The following is a 19859-nucleotide window of genomic DNA, read 5'->3' on the forward strand; positions in this document are numbered from 1 at the left end:
TAGATTGGCAAAAACCGCCCGCAAGAAGGCAGAGCCGAAGCAACTGACCACTGCCCAGCGTCTCGACAGCATCATCAAGTCTGCACGCAAGATCATGCGCAAGGACAAGGGGCTGAACGGCGACCTCGACCGCCTGCCAATGCTCACTTGGATCATGTTCCTGAAGTTCCTAGACGACATGGAGCGGATTGAAGAAGGACGCGCGGACCTGGCGGGCAAGGACTATCGTTCGATCATCGAGGCGCCGTATCGCTGGCGCGATTGGGCAGCGGATGCCGACGGAATCACTGGCCCGGACCTGCTGTCGTTCTTGGTCGCTGACGAAGCCGAGCGGCCGGACGGCAGCCGTGGCCCCGGCCTGTTCGCCTATTTGCGCGGCTTACGCGGTGACAATGGCCGACGTGAGCGGCGCGACGTGATCGCGACCGTTTTTCAGGGCTTCGCCAACCGAATGGAAAGTGGCTACCTTCTGCGTGACGTTGTGAACCTGATAGATGGCATCCACTTCGACTCGTCCGAAGAGGTCCACACGCTTGGCCGCCTTTACGAGACACTGCTGCGCGAGATGCGCGACGCCGCCGGGGACTCTGGCGAGTTCTACACGCCCCGGCCGGTGGTGCGCTTCATGGTTGAAGTGACAGACCCGAAACTCGGTGAGACCATCCTCGATCCAGCCTGCGGCACGGGGGGCTTTCTGACTGAATCCTACCAACACCTCGAACGGCAGGCCGACACGGTCGAGAAGCGCCGCACCCTGCAGGAAGACAGCTTCTTCGGTGGCGAAGCCAAGTCGCTGCCATTCCTGCTGTCTCAGCTCAACCTGCTGCTGCACGGTCTTCATGCCCCGCGGATCGATCCTGGCAACGCGCTGCGGTTTCGTCTGGCTGAAATCGGCGAGGATCAGCGGGTCAATGTCATCCTGACCAACCCGCCCTTTGGCGGCGAGGAAGAGACGGGCATCCTCAACAACTTCCCCGACGATCGCCGTACAGCGGAAACTGCGCTTTTGTTCCTTCAGCTGATCATGCGCCGATTGAAACGTGCAGGGCGCGGTCGAGCGGCTGTTGTCGTCCCGCATGGCACTCTGTTCGGCGACGGCATCTCGGCACGGATCAAGGCCGACTTGCTGGAGAAATTCAATCTACACACGGTGGTGCGACTGCGTGAGGGGGTGTTTGCGCCTTACACGGACATCCCGGCAAACCTGATCTTTTTCGACTCCAGCGGACCGACCAAGGACATCTGGTACTATGAACTGCCCCTGCCGGAAGGTCGCAAGAAGTACTCAAAAACCGCACCGATGGCTTATGAGGAATTCGGCGGCTGCCTTGAATGGTGGAATGATCGCATGGAGAATGACCGCGCCTGGAAGGTTTCCGCTGCCGATCTGATCAAGCGTGATGAACAGAATCGTGTCACATCCTGCAATCTCGACATCAAGAACCCTCATTCCGGCGAAGTCGCGGACCACCGCGCACCCGCCGAAATTGTCGACGCGATCATCAAACAGGAAAAACGGATCCTTGGCATCATGGACGAAATCAAAACTGTCCTTGCGGAGCGCTCTTGATGGCGAAGACGATCAGCATTGATGAATTCCTAACCAAATCCGAGGATTGGGTGCCCGTTCAGCCGGATCAGCGATACAAGCAGATCACCGCCAAACTATGGGGGAAAGGTTTGACGTTGCGCGGCGAAGTGCAGGGCTCAGCGATTGCTGCGGCAAAGCAGTATAAAGCTAAAGCAGGACAGTTTCTGATTTCGCGAATTGATGCACGACATGGCGCCTTTGGCATCGTTCCTGCCAATCTCGACGGCGCTCTGGTTAGCAACGACTTCCCTTGTTTCGATATCGATTCATCAAAGGTGCTGCCGCACTTTTTTGAATGGTATTCGCGCACGCCGGAATTCGTTGATCTCTGCCGTCGCGCAAGCGAGGGTTCGACCAATCGAGTTCGCATGAAGGAAGATAAATTTCTAAAAATGAGCGTACCGATGCTGCCGCTCGATGAGCAGCGTGACATAGTTCGGAGGCTCGACGATGTTTCAGCCTTGGTGGATAGGCGTCGGCGGGCAGTCGAAGCTTCTGAACGTGAGACCCAGGCCATGCTGCTAAAGGCCTTCCAGCGAGTCATCGACGGCGCACCACTCCGCCCAATGGCTGAAGTCGCCCCGCTTGTCCGCCGCCCAGTCGAAGTGGAACCCGACAAAACCTACATGGAGTTGGGTGTTCGTTCGTTTGGTCGAGGAACGTTTCACAAGCCAGGTCTGTCGGGGATGGAGGTTGGCTCCAAGAAACTGTTCACCATCGAATCTGGGGATTTGGTGTTCAACATAGTTTTTGCATGGGAAGGTGCCGTCGCCATCGCAAAGTCTGAAGACGATGGCCGGGTTGGTTCGCATCGCTTTTTGACCTGCGTGACAAACCCCGACCAAGTCGCAGCTGAATTTCTGCTATTCTACTTCCGCACAACGGAAGGTTTGCAGAAACTTGGCGAGGCATCACCAGGCGGAGCGGGAAGAAACCGCACCCTGGGACTAAAAAAGCTTGAAGTCATCGAGGTTCCTGTGCCGCCTATCGAAACACAACACTGGTTCAGTCGTATCCAAGCTAAGGCTCAGGAAATCCGAAGCATCCGGATGCGAACGACGGAAGACGTAGATGCCCTTATGCCAGCGTTGCTTCATGAGGTTTTCAGATCAGAGGCCAGTGCGGCATGATTCCACACGCAGTATTGACTCGGATTGACAGAACCGCTGCCAATGGCCGCACGGCGCCGGTGCTGGCCGCCTGCGAAGCCGTTGGCGGAGCAGCAGATGATGATGATGTGGAAATGTTCGTGAAGCTTTCGGCCGGGTGCGATCAAGCCGAGATCAACCTTGCACGCGAAGCAATCGCGGCCTGCCTTGCAGCCGATCTCGGGCTGCCTGTACCCAAACCCTGGCTTGTAGAGATACCGCCGGAAATTATTCCTGTTGTTTCAGATACCCAGATCGCAGACAAACTGCGCCGCAGCAGTCGCATCGCGTTCGGGTCAACCCGAACGTCGGGGTTCTCGGCTTGGGCGACCGGCCAACGGCTGTCAGATGCCATGCGACCAACAGCATCCGGTATATTGCTGTTCGATGCCATCATTCAGAACCCTGATCGGAGGGTAGACAACCCGAATTGCCTGATATGCGGCAATGAGCTTCGAATTATCGATCACGAGCTCGCATTTATGCATAGAATGGTTCTTTTGTGGAAAGCGCCATGGATATTGGGCGGAATGAAGGATTTGGAAACGCCCGGCAAGCATATATTCGTGCAGGAGTTGAAGGGCGCACCGATCGACTTCGCGTCGATCAAATCTAGATGGACCGCCTTGTCGGATGCGCGTCTGAAGGAGTATGAAGGAAGCATCCCGTCAGAGTGGGCAACCGCCCAAGCTGATATAGATGCTGCGTTGAAGTTGATCGCTGACGCTCGGGACAACATCGACGACTGCATCAGGGAGTTAGGGAGGATACTGACATGACCACGAAGGAGCCGTACAGCTACGTCGTCTTACGCTACGTCCACGATATCCTAACCGGCGAGTTCGTGAACGTCGGCTTGGTCGTGGTTGTCCCGGGCCAGCCGCTTATCCTCACGAAGGCTCGTAAGACCTTCGGAAGGATCAAGAATATATTTCCAGACCTCGATAGCGATGCTTACAAGCGCGCCATCGAATCGATCGAACGCGGCATGAAAAGCGTTGAGCGCAGCCTGAAATCCGAAGGCCTGTTCAAGGGTGAAAAGACTGCTGGCGACTATGCGCGCATCGCTCTTCCGCTTGATGACAGTTCGCTGCAATGGTCACCCGTAGGGGCGGGCTTGACGTCCGATCCACAGAAAACCTTCGATCAGCTCTATCACCGGTTCATCACTCGCTATGATCGCCCTTCGCAACGACGCAGGTCTGATGAGGATGTTTGGCGACCAGTCGAGGCGAAGCTGAAGGAGCAAGGCGTGCAAGTCTCGTTGGAGTCCAAGCGTGTCCACGGAAGCACCGATACTGTCGATTTTCGGCATGCTTGGAAGAACGGTCGCTGGCATGTCTACGAGCCACTATCCTTCGATCTCTCGGACGCAGACAACATCAAGGACAAGGCACGCCGCTGGCTTGGCCACCTCTCTGCTGTAAAAGTTGGTGCCACCGAAGACGTCCAGGTGCATTTTCTCGTTGGCCGCCCGCAGAGTGCGTCTTTAGTTCCGGCGTACAAGAATGCGGTCGATATCTTGCGACAGGTGCCTTTCGACAATCGCGTTTTCGAAGAAGACGAAATCGACGATTTTGTCCATGAAATAGAAGACGAAGTGCGTCAACATCAAGGTCGTGTCCAGTAGCTGCCCACCTTGTGTTCAACGCTTCGATTTCGACTCGCGTCTCATCCGGCTTTCGGTTGAGTATCCAAACCTCGCGTACGCAACGAGAAAAATTATCGCATAATAACAAGCGCATGTGCGCTGACGACCGTAGTGGGTCGGTTAACAGGTCCGGAGAATATATGCCCTGAGAAACCGTTTACGGGCCTCCTGATGAAGAGTCCAGTGCTCAACTCCTTCCCGCATACCCCTAGAAAACAACGGAAAAATCCGGTCGTATCTGGAGCGTGTGAACATTTTCGCTAGGGTATATGGCGGTACGAATGAGATTCGAACGTCCGGTTTCGCCGCCCCCCTGCAAAAATAACACTCTCTTCATCCTATCGAGCAACCAGATTTTCGCTGCCGTCTTCTCGCAACATCGCTTCCATCTCATCCAAGCCTTCGACAGCGGAGCGCATCTGCATCTCATCACTCGCGCCCGCTGTTTCGACATCCACAACCTGGCTACCAAAATCCATCTCCATCTGCCGCTGTTCCTCAGCGATGACGGCTTGAACGACGGGCGCGGTCTTCTTTGGCACGACATGCGCTGACGGCTGACCTGCAGCAGCCTGGTCTGCTGCCTCGATATCGGCCTCGGATCCGCCTGACCCTTTCGCTGGCGGCGTCATCGGCATGGCGCGCATACTCAGCGGCAGCGTACCCTGTGATCCGCCTCCCCCCGGCTCCGGAAACGGCAACTCGCCTGTCTGCGCCGCGTAGATCGCCTTGAACAGCCGGTCGTCGAAATACTGGATCCGCTTCGCCCGGACCGGCATTTGCGCATCGATCACCATGACGATCTCGTCGAGCGGCAAGCGGCGCGCCTCGTCTTCAGGCAACAACGAGCTCTCTTCGGTCCGGGTCGACTGGCTGCGCCCTTCAAAGGGGTTCTTGCCGATGGATTGCGAGCGCGTGACAACGGTTTTCGTGGTCTTGCCGACAGCCTTACTCAACTCTTCGACTGTCTTTTCATCGGAGGGCGTCAGATAGAGCTTCACGCCCGCATTCCCCTGCAAGGCGCGGCGGGTGTTTTCGCCGTAGATTTCATCGAGGGCGGGAATGGTTTGGGTGACCACGGCCAGGTGACCACGATAGGTGCGCAGTGTCTCGATGCTTTCGACCACGATGGGCATTTTGCCGAGGCGATTGAACTCGTCGAGCATGATCATCACGGGCCATGGCTCATCCGGCCCGGGGTCCTTTTCCTGCATGGCGGAGAGGAGATCGGAGAAGAACAGCCGGATCAGCGGCGCGAGCGGCTTCACCATCAGCGGCTGGACCACAAGATAGACCGAGAAGGGTTTCTTGCGGATCGTGCGGAAATCAAAGTCCGACACCGCCGTCGCCTCATCGATGGCCGGGTTCTGCCATTGATCGAGCCCCGAGGTCATCAGGAGCGAGACGTAGGACGTCAGCGTGTCGTTGTTGGTCGAGGCGAGCCGCGTGAAGATCAGCTTGGCGGCCCTGTTATCGACCTCATGCCCCCGCGCGGAATACTCCTTCTGCTTGTTCCCGCCCGAGGCAGCGATGCGGTAGATTTCGCCCAAGGTCGGGCGCTTGCGCTGGAACGCCAAGAGCCCTGCCGCGACGAAGAGATCGATCCCGCCTTTGAGGAGGCCCTGCACCCGGTCGTTGTCGCTTTGCAGGAAGAGCGTCGCAAGAAGCTGCAATTCCATCTGCTGGCGCGCGGGATCTTTCAGTTGATAGATGCGCAGGAGCGGGTTGTAGCGATGCGTGCGCTTGCCCTCCCAATCGGTGGGGGCAAAGCGATAGACCTTGTCGCCTTGGGCTGCGCGGTGCCGGGCCGTGGCCTCGAAACACTCGCCCTTCACATCGAGCGTCACGGCGGAGCCCTGCCAGGTCAGCAGGTTCGGAATGACGAAGCCCGTGGTCTTGCCGCGGCCCGTGGGCGCCACGATCAGCGCATGCGGGAAAACCTTCGAGCAAATGTAATTGGCGCGAGAGCCAGGCGTCCCCAGCTTGCCGAGGATGAACCCGGTCCCGGGCGCCCCGAAAAACCCATTGGCCTTCATCTCGCGCGCACTCTGCCAATGCGTCTGGCCAAACCGTGTGAGGGCCGATCCCGAGAGGGCGAGGCTCAGCATCAGGCCGGCGGCGGCAAAGCTGCCGATGATCAGGTGAATGAGTTGGGCATCCTCCGGGCGGCGGTCCAGGATCGCCATGTAGTTCTGCGCGATATAGGCAAAGTCGATCTCGGCCCCGAAGCCGAGATCCTGGTAGGTCAGCACCGCCGAGGCGATGGTATAGCCCATGGCCCCACTCACAAGCGTCACCAGAAGGACGCCCGTGGCGATCCGCGCTTTTCCCATGGCGGCGCTCAATGGACCTGTCCCCGCTCGGTCTCGCCATCCACGTCTGTCGCGCGGTGTTTTTCGTATTCGGCATCGGCGAGGTCATCGACCACCTGGCGCAAGGCCTCCGTGTTGGCCGTGGCGGCATCGGATTGCAGATAGACCTTGGCGACATAGAGCCGGTCGAGACGATCCTCGAGAACCTTGTCCAGCGCATCGGCATCGCCGGATGTGAGCCGGTCGAGTTGGCGCACGTCCAGCACCCGCGCGATCTCCTCGCGGAAGGCGTCCCGCTCCGCCTCGGTTTCGAAGGGCGCGGACAACTCCCCTGCCCGCTCATGGTCCAGAACACGCGCGATTTCGTCTGAGAGGCGGCCGGATCGGTCAGACAGCGGTGCAGTTTCATCGCGGGCCGCGAGGATGTCGTCGCGCGTGCCAACCCCAAGTCCGTCGCGCAACTCGCTTTCGCGGCGGACCTGATTGATGGCCTCCGTGTCCCGTATCTCGACGACAGCGGCATAGGTCGCGCCGAGCCCGCGGGCGAGGTGGGACGGCATGTCCGGATAGCGCTCCCTGAATTCATCCGTGACAGCATCTGCAACGGGCGTGCGGATATCGCGTCCCTCCATGATCCGGTCGACCTCGCGGGTGATCTCGCTGGCGCGGGCCGCATCGGTAATGGTCTCCCTGTAAGGCTCAGACCGGTCAATCACATCGCCGGGGCGTGCGAGCAGATCCGGGTGTGCCTCGAGATATGCACGCTGCTCCGTCTCAATCCGGCGCTCTGCCTTTGAGACCACCTCCCAGTCCCGGTCTTCGATCCGCTGCGCTGTCAGGCCCTCTGCGCGCATCTGCTGACGGATTGTCCCTTCCATCGCCCGGACCGCGTCCCGGTGATAATGGAACCGCTCGCTGATCGGTTCCGCTTCCATGACGCCATCCCGGCGCAGCACGTTCTCGCGCTCCAACAGCGTGCCAAGTTCCACATGCACGTCATTCAGGATGTCACGCGCCTGTTCCAGATCGGCGCGGCGCTCGAGGTTCAGATCGCGCGCCTCAGCCACCTTGGAGAGATCATCTGCGATCCATTGATGCTCCAGCGCGGCATTCGCGGCCCCGGTCTCGATCCGCGCCACCACTTCCGATGTGCTGATCCCGGCGCCCCGTAGCGCTGCGTCGATCCGAGAGCGCAGGCGCGGCTCTGTGAGGCGCTCCAACTGGCTCTCTTGGATGTTTGCCTCGGAATAGACCCCGCCCTCCGAGGGCGCCTCTGACAACGTGCTCGAACGCAATCCGAGCGGCTGCATGTGCTGGACCTGCGTCTGGATCTCGATAAGGCGCTTTTCCAGCACCGGACGTTCCGCATCGGACTTCTCTGCGATCATGCCCTGCACCCGCGCGAGCTTCTCCGCATAGAGGCTTCTCAGATCCTCAAAGCTTTGATCCTCGGCCATATACACATCTCCTGTTCGATCCATCTGTCCGCCATGCGCCAGCACCTCGCCCGCGCGAAAAAGTGCCGCGGCGATATCCTCGCGGGCCTCCCGGGAGGCCTCCGCGGCAAGCGAATGGTAGACGGTTCTGGTGTTGGCGATCTCCGCCAGCGTCCGCGTTAGGTCCTGCCCAACACGTTCCCGCTCGCGGGGCGCGCGGCCCTCTTCTTTCGCCGCATAAACCTCGCGGGTAGGGGCGGGGTAATGCACGACCCCGCGATCCACCCGGCGCGTGGCTTCCAGGCGCACACCATACTTCTCGGCCTCCTCGACCATGGCGAGGCGGAAATCGTCATAGTTGAACCGGTGGTTGCGCCCGAGGAAGAAGAACTCGCCTTCTTGCGAGCGGCGGTTCAGCACCAGATGCGCATGCGGGTGATCGCGGTCCTCATGCACAGCGATGATGTAATCGAAATGCCCCGCATCAGTCTGGAAGAACCGCTCGGCCACATCCGTCGCAATGTCGCGCACATCCTCGCCGCGCGTGCCGATGGGGAAGGACATGAGCATATGGGTGGTCTGTCCCAGCTTGGGCTTGAAGCCCGCATCCCACCGCTTGGCAAAGCGCTCGGTGAGGTCCTTGATATCCTTTGCCTCGAGCTTCGCCTTGCCATCCAGAAATCCGCTCGAGTCCACGATATGGGTCGACTTCGTGGTGAGGTAATCGAGCTGGTTTGAGAGCTGCGATTTGGTATGCGTACCCCCGCTTCGGATTGCCTTGAAAACCGCCGGCCGATGCCCTGCTGCCGCGCGCGTCAACTGGGTCTGCTTGGCCACGTGCAGCCCCTGCATCGAGCCCCGGACGCGGCTCCAGCCATCTCGGAAGACCTCGCCCGTGACGGCATGGACGGCATCATTCAGCCGCATGGGCAAACTCCCTCAGCGCGGCCGTGGCCTGCAGCTGCATCGCGTCACGACGGCGGCGCAAGAGCAGATCGATCTCGTCAGCGGAATCGAGGATGAAGCGCGCCAGCCCGCGCATCTGCGCGAGGCGCAATTCGGAGAACTCGGCACTCGTGCCGCCTACGGCCCCCTGCCCCATCCGGTTGGCCCGCGTCATCTGCTTGGCGATCTGCGCAACCCCATTGCCAACCTCGTGCAGAGAGGCGCGGTAGCGCGCCATCTCTGCTGCCATCTGCGCGTCCGGAACGAACACCCCGCCTGCCGTCTGAATGAGCCGCCGCAGCCCCTCGGCCCTGCTCTCGATCCCCGCCTTCGCCAACACCGCGTCGAGCGCCTCAAGCTCCGCAGCCGTGACCTTCACACTGACCGCCGAGACCGGGATCGCGGCATCCATCTGACGCTCGGCATCGGCTTTCAGGACGTAGCGAACGGCCCGCGATGTGACCTCGAAACGCTCAGCCAGCTCAGACGTCGACACACCCTCCGCGGCCTCGCGGACGATCTGCATCTTCTCGATCTCTGTCAGGCGTTTTGTTCGGGACATGCGGAAGAAAGACCCCCTATTTCCTGCCACCTTCCACCAAGGCTGCCCCTACCTTACGATAATATACCTCGCTGTCAATTATATACGTACGTCGCATTCAGTCTCAGGCAGCCTTGGTGTCCGCTTCCCCCGCGGCCCGTAGGGACGCGGACCTGCCCCCTCACCACCGGGTGACCCACTTGCCATAGGGGTCCCCTTCCCCAGCACCGCCCGAGGGTTTGGCCGAACACGCATGTGTTCGGACCGAACCGCGGGCGGGCGCAAACCCCACCGACAGGGCGGACAGGCAGGGTCAAGGAGGGCCAGATTTGGCTTGCCAAATCTCTGCCGCAAAAACCGGGAGGCCCTGGCCGATAGGTTTTTGTGGATGGCCCCCTTGAGGCTGACTGTCCGCCCTGTCGCGGCCTGATCATTCCGGGCGGCGATCGTTCTTTGAGCGCGCGGTGACCGGCAGCTTCTCGAGGTCGCATCAGGCGATCTGACCGTCGGACCCGGCATCCCTGGAATAGGGATCGGGCCGCCCCAAGATCGTCCTGGGGCGGCCCATCCTCGTCAGAGGATTCAGTCCTGGGGATCCTTCGCGCTCGGCGGGAACATCACCAGCTCCGAGACCGCGACGGGGAAGTCGAGCTTGAGGCTGAAGAACTCCGAGCCGTCCCCGTTGCGGGTGTTGCGGAACATCGCGCCCACGCGTTGGAAGCGGGTGCGCTCCTGGCCATCGGTATCGGTGAACTTGACGGGGACGGTAGCGACGTAGTGGTTGGTCATTTGGTTTACTCCTTGTTGCGATGGGGATCACCCGGCACGGGGGCAGGAGGCCCGGTCGCAAGCGCAAATGCGGAGGGTCCGCGGCCAGCCGTGGAAGCCGTATTTGTGCTTGCCGAAGCGTGAGCTGAGGGCACAGACGGGCCGACCCCGTGCGATCCACATCAATGAGCAAAAAGGAGAGACCCGGATGACCCTTGCCATCACGCCGCAGCCACCATCCACGTCCTCGTCCCGCCAAGCCTGGCCGGGGAGCTGACGGAGCCCGCCCGCGTGGGTGCGATGTTCCGAAACCTACCCGAGGGACGCGCAAGTCTTCAGCCTCAAGTGCGACGTCTCGACCCCTCGCGTCTTGCATTGCTGACGATGTGCGTGAGGTGCGCCCCATCCCCAGCCCGCACCGATGCGGATGGGCCGCGCTCTGACGGACCGGGGAGAGGGATGACGGTGCTGGCCGCAGCGAGCTGGCGATCACGCCTGACCGACCGCACGCGCCATGAGACATGACGAAAGGGCCGCGCCAAGCGCGACCCCCTCTCTTCAATCCTGCGACGCCTTCTTCGCCGGGTCCGCAACCCGCATGACCGTCAGACCTTTCGCTTCCGCCTTCTGCCCGAGGTTCAGGGGAACCCCATTGCGGCACTCACACTCCCAACCCGTCGAGGATTAGTTTCGTCTTAGGCATCCGCTTCAGCGAGTTGCCGATATGCTCCCTCCAGCGCGGGCCAACCTCCAGAGCAGCGGCACAGGCGCGGGCCAGGTCATCAGGGCGATCCTCGGCCATTGCCTCGATCATGAAGGCCGCCTGCTCGCGGTCCTTGGCCGACTTGAGGCTCCCCTCCCCGTCCCGCCGCCGATCAGCAACGATCAATTTGTGGATCGCATAGCGCTCTGGACGCGGGACCTGCACGAGTATGCCGGATCGATAGATCGCCGCCGCATGGATCGGTTCGGCAATCAGGAAATTGAGATAGTTCAATCCTTGGGCGTTCACGCCCAATGCGGGCAAATCGCGGATGGTCTCATCTCCGAATGCCGGGGTCAGAAACTCGACCAACTGGCCACTCCCGCCTTGCGCCCATCGCCAGGTCCGACCTTGGTCAAGAGCCGGTAAGGGATCAAATTTGAGCGCCGCGAAGGTCTCGGCCAGACCCGGGTCAACCTGATCCTGCAGCGCCACGCTGAGCTTTTCGAACTGGGCGATGTCGATATCGCCGGTGTTGGCCATGCCGCCAATAGGCAGGCGGATACCAAGCTCGCCTTCATAGAGGCGAAATGCATTGGTTCCGACGATGGTGCCACCCAAACGGAAAGTCCCGGCAGCCGCCATCGCCGACAGGATGGACCCCGTTGCCCGATCGGTGGGCGTCATGCCTTCCGCGCGCAAGAGCCGAACAAGCCTCGACCGTTCCGCCTGCCGATCCTTGGCGGTCGCGCGCAGGTCCTCGATCCGGTCGATTCGTGCACGCGTCTCGTCACTGTCCTCGCCGATATAGATGAACCGCATCTCGGTTCCAACGCGCCGCGCCGCATACCAATAGGCCTTGTCGCCGCGTTCTTTGAGCGTCGGCTTGCCTTCCACACCGGACAAGGCGTCGTCCTTCAGGAGCCGCACCAGGTCGGTATAGGCGCTCATTGCGATGCTGCTGAGTGGGGTCATGCCAATCATTTCCAAGTTTTGCTTGGCACACGTATACCTATCAAAACATAAAATTGCTAGGCATAAGGTTTTGGGGAACCGTCACGCCGATGAGGAACGACGAAAGGGCCGCCCGAAGGCGACCCTCGCAGTTTAAGTCTCCGCAGTCTTCTTAGCCGGGTCAGCAACCCGCATGACCGTCAGGCCTTTCGCTTCCGCCTTCTGCCCGAGGTTCAGCGCGACCCCGTTGCCGCCGAAGAGAACAACCCCAGTCGCCGCGAACTTGTCGTCCAGCATTTCGTCGTTGCACTTGAACGGTGCCGCCCGCCCGTGCGCGGACCAGCGCGGATCGAAGCGCGCCTGTGCGACCCCGCGTGCCCGGGCCCACCGAGCCGCAATCATCTCCGCCCCGTGCTTGCCACCCTTGTGGCAGAGGAAGATCTCCTGGTTGCGGTTCTGCTTGATCCGTTCGCGAACCTTGTCGAGCGTGTTGAAGATCACATCGACATCGGTCCAGTCGGTGGCGCCTGAGACGATCAGGGGAACCCCCTCGACTTTCGACTTCTCGGCGGTCTCGCGGTCGTGCTGCTCCAGGAGCTGCCGCGCCTCGAAGACCGCCCCGGTCTCTTGCGCCCGGCCGCTCACCCGCGACCCGGCTGCCGGGATGAAGGCGTGGCCCGTCTCGACCTCGTAGCATTCCGCTGCCGCCTCGCTCATCACCTCGATGGCGCCGACGATCTCGCGCAGCTGCAGAAAGCGCGCCTGCGCCTCCTCAATGGCGGTCTCGGCGATCTCCGATCCGTCGTGAGCTTTTGCCAGCGCGCCGATCTTGTCGGCGGTGCGGTCGACCTCCTTGCCAAGCGCCACCTTGCGCCGCTGCAGGATCGTGGCGAGCCCATGGGCCAGCGGTTCGATCTCTGCTTCAAGCCCGGTCCCGCGCAGCCGCCCGAGCAAAGCCTCGAAGCTCTCGCGGATGATGTGGTCGGTCAGCACGTGATCCTCGGGGATCGGCAGCTGCGCGTCCTTCTCGGTCAGGCCGAAAAGCTCGATGGTCTCGTAGGTGTTCGCATTGTCATAAGCCATGTCTGGTCTCCAGTATTCAGTTGCAAGGCCACCACGTGAGTGTGGGGGCATGGCCGAATGCCTGGTTTCCGAATCTGCCCGGGTCAGGGACGGCGCAGCCGCCGGCTTGCCGGGCGCAAAAGTTTTCCGAGCGCAGCAACTGACACATGCGCGCCCTCACGCACGGGACCGCCCCGCGTCACAGGCCCGGCCTTCGCCGAAAAGTTTTGCGATCCTTGACGCGGGCTGATTTGGGGGCCATCCGGAGGATATGCTTCCGCACTCATGTGTGTGTGTTTTGACGGTAGGTTTGCCCGACCCGAGCAGGCAAACGGCCCGACCGGACGCGGGAGACGGATGAAGCGGCGGGATCGTTTTGCCCCGCAAAACAGACCAGAGCGCAATCTGGCGGAGCGGTCGGGGAGGGACGTGCTCGCGAGGCGGGCAAACCGGGGGCCTGGGTGCGACGCCGCGGTGAGGCCGCATGGCCGAATGCGCGACGGACCGAAGGGCCGTTCTCCCCTGCGACACGCGAAGCCGAGCAGGGGAGGCCACAAGGCTGGGACTCAGGTCAATGATCAAGTCATGCCGCTTCTAAGAAGCGGTCGCGTCGGAAACGTTAATGTCATATATGGGACGTCCGGCAGGATGGACCAGAAACAATCATTCGCTATTTAGCGGCACGGAAGCGCTCACTATTTGAAAGTGGGTCAACTCGACAGCCTTCAGTCAGCTTGGCGACAAAATGACCAATGCTAAGCCGCCAGAATATCTTCGTCTTGGCCAAGGTCGCGGGGATCGATCGAATTGTCCTCGTCACCTCCAGAGTTGTCGAAAGCATAAAGCGACGAAACCTTTTCACCATCCCATGAGTACCTGAAGTGCTCACCTTGAATTGCACGGTCAAGCACATTGCCATCGAGCACGCAAATGCGAGTGCCGCTTGGTCGTTCGAATGACCGGAATAGCACGCCTGACAAACCTTCGGTCTTGGCGCGCTCCCAAAGCAACTTTCCAAGTTTACGCCGTTCTGATTGACAAAGCTCAACAGGCAACGCTCGTAGGTCTAAGAACGCGCCAGACACCTTTCGGCTTAGCATCCGCATGTCAAGCCCGATTGGAGCTTCCGCCGTGCGGCTAAGGAACAGCGCTCTTTTCGCAACCGAGACCGCCAAGGCTGTCTGTTTGTCTTGCGACATCTCTAGGCATCGTACGAACCGGTCGAAGAACCAACTACCTTCCGGATTTGAATAGGCGAACGGGGCATGGTTCCAGTTCTGAAAACGTGGAGACACATCATCTGCGGTCACACAACCTTGCCCTAGCAGGCGCTGCTTTTCCATAACACGAGGGTTATGAAGATCTGCGACAGCCGCGACCTGGTCGTCGCGCCCACCCGCGATGCGCTGATAGAGCGGCACAGGTGGAAATCGAGACGGGATAAGCACATAGAAAACGCCATTGATCTGCTTTACGTCGAAGTCATCCACCGCGTTGTGCATCAAGATATTCTCTTACTTTGTAAATATCGACAACGTTACCACCAAGCATCACGTCGAGTGCGCTTCGATCATCAAAAAACGCGTTCGGCTTTTTTATCCACCCATCCGCCGCTTCAGGGTTCGGCAACACAATTTGCAGAGACTTGTAGATGCCGAGCAGGTGAGAAATGCGTTCGATAGTGTCATGCGGAAGATTGCCACCGGATTTCTTCCACTTGAAGAACGTCGAGCGCCCCGGCGAGCCAAGCAGCGTTATCTGCTCATCAGTCGAGAGCTCCCAGTCTTCGGCAAGTCTCGAAAAAGCATCCATAATGGCTGGAATCCTGATGTTGTCCGCGCCGGGTTGAAGCGCAGAACCTATATGTGGTTGCATTGATCCTCCTATTATCCGCTTTTGGACTTGACGTCCAAAAGAGTCCCTATGTAGACTGTCCATATGAGGACTCAAATCTTAGTTTAGTCCGAATTGGCGAAGATGCAACAAAAAGGAGCAGTGCAGTGGCAGGGAAAAGAAAGGTTGGCGGTAGCTACCGAAGCGCAAAATCAGGACGCTATGTTACGCAGGCGCATGGGAAGTCGCACCCGCGAACAACCGTGAAAGAAGCTCGCGGGAAGAGCGGGTCAACCGGCGGCAGCTATCGAAGCGCCATCAGTGGTCGGTTTGTCACCGCGAAGCACGGCAAGTCAAATCCGAAGATCACCGTCCGTGAGAAATAACGACCGGATAGGGCAAAGCGGCTGACTAAACCAACCATCTAATCGCCCATTGAGGGCAAAAAATCGTGAGGCTTCAATGGGCATCTCAGACGACTTCAAGACCTTTCTCGATAATATCAAGATCGACAATGCCGCGACTATTGCCTTGCGATACGGCGAAGTCACTGCTTCTCTTAACAAGGAGTTTCGCGACACAGAGTCAAAAACGGCTAACAGCCTTCAAGTTGGCTCCTATGGCCGTTGGACGGCGATCAAGGGCATTTCCGACCTGGACATGATTTACATCATGCCCGCCGGGAAGTGGGACACCTACAAGGAAGAGGGCCAAAATAGGCTTCTTCATGATGCTAGGGATGCGATCAAGAGGCGATACCCTTCGACAACCGTCAAGGTGGATCGTTTGGTTGTCCGCGTGCTGTACAACGATTTCCACATCGAAGTGATGCCGGCCTTCAAGCTGGCTGATGGGAGCTACAAGTACCCTGACAACGCAAAAGGTGGGTCGTGGAAGATTACCAAGCCGCAGGCTGAACTCGATGAAATGAGAGAAGCCAATGAGCGCAAGAACCGAAACCTTCGCCACTTGTGCAAGATGGCGCGCGCCTGGAAGAACAAGCAGGGCGTCGCCATGGGCGGCCTTCTGATCGACACTCTCGCCTACAACTTCCTCGAGTCAACCGACGAATACGATACCAAAAGCTTCCACTACTACGATTACATGTGCCGGGATTTCTTCAAGTTCCTGGCTGATCAGCCCAAGCAATCCGAGTATGCAGCTCTTGGCAGTCGTCAACGCGTTCGTGTCAAGAAGCGGTTCGAGCGGAAGGCGAAGAAGGCATACGATCTATGTGTGAAAGCCATCGACGCGAGCGGACAGAAGAATGAGCGCCAGAAATGGCGGGATGTGTTCGGGAACGCCTACCCAGCACCGGTAAGGAGTGCTGCGGGAGAGGCCGCGGCATTCGCGCATGTCTTCAAAAATACTGAGCAGTTTGTCGAAGAAAGGTTTCCGGTCGATATTCGATACCACCTTCGCATCAACTGCGAAGTGACGCAGGATGGATTCCGGCCGGGAATGCTCCGTGACCTTTTGGAGCGGCATGGCGTCCTGCTTCCGAAGAAGAGCCTTCGATTCTTCATCGCAGATGCAACCGATCTTCCCGATGATGCCGAGGTGTTCTGGAAGGTCTTGAACCGTGGCGAAGAAGCCGAGCGTCGAGACATGATCCGGGGGCAGATCGTGCGCGACGAAGGTCGCGGTGAGCGCCGAGAGACCACAAATTTCCGCGGTGATCACCTCGTAGAATGCTACGCGGTCAGTCGGGGCGTGGTCGTTGCGCGCGACACCGTCCGGGTTCCGATTCGTGTCCGGGATGCCGAGGATGAAGACTATGCCGCCTGACTACGATATCGCGTTCGAGGATCAGGTCCGTGAATGCTTCGGACGGGTGGTCTATACCCACAAAACGCACGAACGTATGGCCGATCGCTCTGCCGACACACTTCGCCGGTACAAGATGGCTCAGATTGCGCTTTCAGCCCTAACGAGTGCTGGCGCAGTCGGCGTCGTGGTGGGAGACGAGACATGGGTCGAGATTGTAACCGTCGTTATTTCTTTCCTAACGCTGTTCGTGGCCGCTTACCTGAAGAACTTCGATCCCGGCGCCATCGCCCAAAAGCACCGTGACGCGGCCGCGAAACTCTGGAACGTCCGAGAATGCTACCTCTCGCTTCTAACCGACCTTCCAAGACTCTCACATGAAGTTGCAGTTGAGCGTCGCGACGAATTACAGGCTATGCTTGCAGCCCTTTATGAAGGAGCCCCTCAGACTGACGGAAAAGCCTACAAGGAGGCCCAAAGACGGCTGAAGGAGATGGAAGACATGACCGTCACAGATGACGAGATAGACTGTTTTCTTCCGCTCTCGCTAAAGCGATCCGGCGGACGACCTAAACAGAAATAAGTCAATCAGACTGAAGGCAAAAGGTAAATAATGACAAAGAATATCTGTATTTTTTCCGATGGAACCGGGCAAATGGGCGGATCTAGGCCAGACCAACGCCTTTCGAACGTCTACAAGATGTATCGCGCCATGCGTCCCGGCCCAGACTCACCAATTAACCCAAAGGATCAAGTCGCCTTTTACGATCCTGGGCTGGGTACGGGCGAGAGCGGGGGGCTCTTTGGCCGCGTCAAACCTATCCTCGAAAGTGCAGTCGGCACCGGCATCGATCACAATATCATCGATTGCTATGAACAAATCATCGCCCATTTTGAGCCCGGCGACCGCGTGCTGTTGTTCGGCTTCTCGCGCGGGGCTTACACGGTCAGGGCACTGGCGAATGTCATGAACCTTTGCGGAATCCCAACAGAAATGCCCGATGGCAAACCCGTTCCGCGACACGGGCCCGGTTTACGCAAGATCGCCAAGGATGCAGTGAAGTTCGTCTATAACCACGGTGCCGGAAAGCCTCGCGGGCAGAACCCTTACTTCAAGCACCGCGAAGAGCTTGGTCGCAGGTTTCGCCAGAAGTATTCGAGTGCCCCGCAGGAGGGCGATGAAAACCAAGGCAACGTCCAGCCGACCTTCATCGGGGTTTTCGATACGGTGGCGTCACTCCGGACGGCAGTCGTGCGCACTCTCGTCTGGGGTATTACGTTTGCAACCGGCGCCGCCTTCGTCGCCGGTCTTGTTCTAGGGTGGTCATTGCTACTGGTCATCCCTCTCGGTGCCTTACTCGGAGCCCTCATTTGGCAGCTTGGCTCTCTACTACTGGATAATTTCAAGTACTTCGCGGATGATCCTGATCGCAAACTGAAGATTTGGCGCCTTACAGACTGGCCGCAGATACTGAAGACCGGGCATTTCGCCGCTTGGAACAAGCGCAACTACGACATGTGGCTGGATCCCGACGTTAACCACGCCCGCCACGCAATGGCGATCGACGAAGACCGCGCAGACTTCCCACGAGTTGGATGGGCGTCCAAAAAAGCCGCGATTGAGACCAAGGATCGAGAACCGGCTTGGCTCAAGCAGGTCTGGTTTCCGGGTTGTCACAGCGATATCGGTGGCAGCTACCCCGAGGCCGAATCCCGTCTCAGTGATATCGCCCTAGACTGGATGATCGATGAGTTGAAGGAGTGTGTGCCTTCAATCAAAATCAACGAGAATTATCTCAACCGCGCTCCTGACCCCTTGGGCCTGCAGCATCGCGAGGACGCGATCGTGAGATTAGGACCAATCAGCATCCCATGGAAAAAAGGAATCCGAGAAGTTGGCGATGATTTCCCTCTCCACCCATCCGTACAAGAACGCATGCAGGCGACCGCGGTCGCTCAATTCGGAGAGGTCAAACCATATCGACCGCAACAGCTGAGCAAGCGACGCGATCTAAAGCGTTTCTATGAGACGTAAAATGCGTCTTCGGGCCCTTTCCGCAACAACTCTTTCGGCGCACCTTAATGTTGGACTGACCACGTCGCATTAGGAACAGCAAGTGAGAGAAGACCATAGTGCCGCGCGAAAGGAGCCCCCTGAGATCACGCTCTGCGCAGCAATGTGCGAGTTCATTTGACCCGGCACCCAACGACCACAGCGAGTGATTCATTTGCCAAGCTGCAGTGTAACATACCGAAATTGCTGTCAATCTCAACTTCTGGTAGTATATGGATGGTGTAGTTTCAAGGATCGTAAGATATGTCTCGCTGCGACATCGAGCCAAGACTAAAGGGGAACCGTGATCCCACGGCTCCCCTTTCGGTGCAAATCGTCTAATCTTGCGCGTTGATCATGCGACCAGCGAGAGCCCCGCGCCCGCGTCCTGCGGCTGCTCACCGCTGTCGATGAACGGGATGATCGAGAAGGTCTGCCCGCCGCGCTGTTCTTCGTTCTGCACGGCGTTGACGCGCAGATCGCCATCGGGCGTGTTGATCAGCAGCGACAGGTAGTCATTGCCCGTGCGGCTGCTTTTGGCCATCCACGCCGATCCGACGCGGATCGGTGTGCCCCGGGGCGAGCTGACCTCGACGCGGTAATCCGGGTGGGTCTCCTCGGATTTGTAGCTGTTCTCGATCAGCATGAACTCCAGATCGAACATCATGTTGGCGATGTAGCCGGTGAAGGCGTTGTCAGCGTCCATGGCGGTCAACTCGCCCGAGATCGAGCCGGACTTCATCAGGCCGTTCGAGACCAGCGGGATGATCTCGAATTCGCCGCTTTGGGCCGCACACGCCTCTTTCGTCTGCACCGCGTTGACCCGGAACGGGCCCAAGCCGACATCAATCTGCATCGAGATGTAGGGGTTGCCGCTGGTATTGCCGGTTTCGTTCCAGGCCGTGCCGATGCGCACCTTGCGGCCTGATTTGTTGACTGCCGTCACGTCGTAATCCGTAACCGGTGTTTCCGCCGCACACTTACGGCATAGCGCGTGATCTGCGATTCAGAGCTTTCTTTGGTTTGAAGGGAGTTTCTCGATGGGAGCTACAAGCGAGTTTCTGGCAAGGTTGCCGCGCCGGGCGGATGGTAAGC

The 19859-nt window shown here is 59.1% G+C and carries 15 protein-coding genes and 2 pseudogenes; 7 read left to right on the top strand and 10 right to left on the bottom strand.

Annotated elements, in window-relative coordinates:
* Positions 1-4: 4 nt before the first annotated feature.
* Genes ACG74X_RS17395 through ACG74X_RS17410 form a run of 4 tightly spaced genes read left to right on the top strand, consistent with a single transcriptional unit; the run spans position 5 to position 4369 of the window.
* Entirely contained in the window at positions 5-1570 is a 1566-nt protein-coding gene (locus tag ACG74X_RS17395; protein ID WP_411236424.1) for an N-6 DNA methylase, read from the top strand.
* On the top strand, positions 1570-2721 hold the full coding sequence (locus tag ACG74X_RS17400; RefSeq protein WP_411236425.1) for a restriction endonuclease subunit S: 1152 nt from the start codon (positions 1570-1572) through the stop codon (positions 2719-2721). Before ACG74X_RS17395 ends, ACG74X_RS17400 begins: the two co-directional genes overlap by 1 nt.
* Positions 2718-3518 (top strand): HipA family kinase, encoded by an 801-nt coding sequence (locus ACG74X_RS17405; RefSeq protein ID WP_348155878.1) that lies wholly within the window; start codon positions 2718-2720, stop codon positions 3516-3518. The genes ACG74X_RS17400 and ACG74X_RS17405 overlap by 4 nt, the downstream gene beginning before the upstream one ends.
* Entirely contained in the window at positions 3515-4369 is an 855-nt protein-coding gene (locus tag ACG74X_RS17410) for a DUF3037 domain-containing protein (RefSeq protein WP_111733913.1), read from the top strand. The genes ACG74X_RS17405 and ACG74X_RS17410 overlap by 4 nt, the downstream gene beginning before the upstream one ends.
* A 359-nt stretch (positions 4370-4728) precedes the next feature.
* Here ACG74X_RS17410 and ACG74X_RS17415 read toward each other — a convergent pair whose 3' ends face one another.
* From ACG74X_RS17415 to ACG74X_RS17455, 9 genes and pseudogenes are all read right to left on the bottom strand, one after another.
* On the bottom strand, positions 4729-6723 hold the full coding sequence (locus tag ACG74X_RS17415; RefSeq protein WP_411236436.1) for a type IV secretory system conjugative DNA transfer family protein: 1995 nt from the start codon (positions 6721-6723) through the stop codon (positions 4729-4731).
* An 8-nt stretch (positions 6724-6731) separates the two neighbouring features.
* Complete coding sequence (locus tag ACG74X_RS17420; protein WP_411236426.1) at positions 6732-9065, bottom strand: relaxase/mobilization nuclease domain-containing protein; 2334 nt, start codon at positions 9063-9065, stop codon at positions 6732-6734.
* Positions 9052-9645, bottom strand: coding sequence for a transposase (locus ACG74X_RS17425; protein WP_411236428.1), 594 nt, complete (start codon positions 9643-9645; stop codon positions 9052-9054). The genes ACG74X_RS17420 and ACG74X_RS17425 overlap by 14 nt, the downstream gene beginning before the upstream one ends.
* 561 nt (positions 9646-10206) lie before the next feature.
* Positions 10207-10413: a hypothetical protein gene (locus ACG74X_RS17430; protein WP_007120662.1), complete on the bottom strand. Its 207-nt coding sequence runs from the start codon at positions 10411-10413 to the stop codon at positions 10207-10209.
* Positions 10414-10950: 537 nt separating this feature from the next.
* Positions 10951-11046, bottom strand: a pseudogene (locus tag ACG74X_RS17435) (DUF2493 domain-containing protein); the annotation flags it as partial.
* A 7-nt stretch (positions 11047-11053) separates the two neighbouring features.
* On the bottom strand, positions 11054-12070 hold the full coding sequence (locus tag ACG74X_RS17440; protein WP_411236429.1) for a GSU2403 family nucleotidyltransferase fold protein: 1017 nt from the start codon (positions 12068-12070) through the stop codon (positions 11054-11056).
* 132 nt (positions 12071-12202) lie between these two features.
* Positions 12203-13132, bottom strand: coding sequence for a DUF2493 domain-containing protein (locus tag ACG74X_RS17445; RefSeq protein WP_411236431.1), 930 nt, complete (start codon positions 13130-13132; stop codon positions 12203-12205).
* Between the two features lie 734 nt (positions 13133-13866).
* The gene (locus ACG74X_RS17450; RefSeq protein WP_411236433.1) at positions 13867-14601 is read right to left on the bottom strand and encodes an RES family NAD+ phosphorylase; all 735 of its coding nucleotides are present in this window, start codon (positions 14599-14601) and stop codon (positions 13867-13869) included.
* Positions 14594-14986 (bottom strand): antitoxin Xre/MbcA/ParS toxin-binding domain-containing protein, encoded by a 393-nt coding sequence (locus ACG74X_RS17455; RefSeq protein ID WP_037298748.1) that lies wholly within the window; start codon positions 14984-14986, stop codon positions 14594-14596. The genes ACG74X_RS17450 and ACG74X_RS17455 overlap by 8 nt, the downstream gene beginning before the upstream one ends.
* A gap of 420 nt (positions 14987-15406) precedes the next feature.
* Between ACG74X_RS17455 and ACG74X_RS17460 the strand changes: the two genes are divergently transcribed.
* The 3 genes from ACG74X_RS17460 to ACG74X_RS17470 are packed head-to-tail and all read left to right on the top strand — an operon-like array spanning position 15407 to position 18746.
* Positions 15407-16732, top strand: a complete 1326-nt coding sequence (locus ACG74X_RS17460; RefSeq protein ID WP_008282937.1) for an SMODS domain-containing nucleotidyltransferase — start codon at positions 15407-15409, stop codon at positions 16730-16732.
* Positions 16722-17294: an SLATT domain-containing protein gene (locus tag ACG74X_RS17465; protein ID WP_232279258.1), complete on the top strand. Its 573-nt coding sequence runs from the start codon at positions 16722-16724 to the stop codon at positions 17292-17294. Before ACG74X_RS17460 ends, ACG74X_RS17465 begins: the two co-directional genes overlap by 11 nt.
* Positions 17295-17324: 30 nt before the next feature.
* Positions 17325-18746: a phospholipase effector Tle1 domain-containing protein gene (locus tag ACG74X_RS17470; protein WP_411236434.1), complete on the top strand. Its 1422-nt coding sequence runs from the start codon at positions 17325-17327 to the stop codon at positions 18744-18746.
* Between the two features lie 373 nt (positions 18747-19119).
* Here the strand turns inward: ACG74X_RS17470 and ACG74X_RS17475 are convergent.
* Positions 19120-19719 (bottom strand): annotated as a pseudogene (locus tag ACG74X_RS17475) (DUF736 family protein); the annotation flags it as partial.
* Positions 19720-19859: the final 140 nt, after the last annotated feature.

Source organism: Marivita sp. S0852, assembly GCF_046591575.1.
GTDB lineage: Bacteria > Pseudomonadota > Alphaproteobacteria > Rhodobacterales > Rhodobacteraceae > Marivita.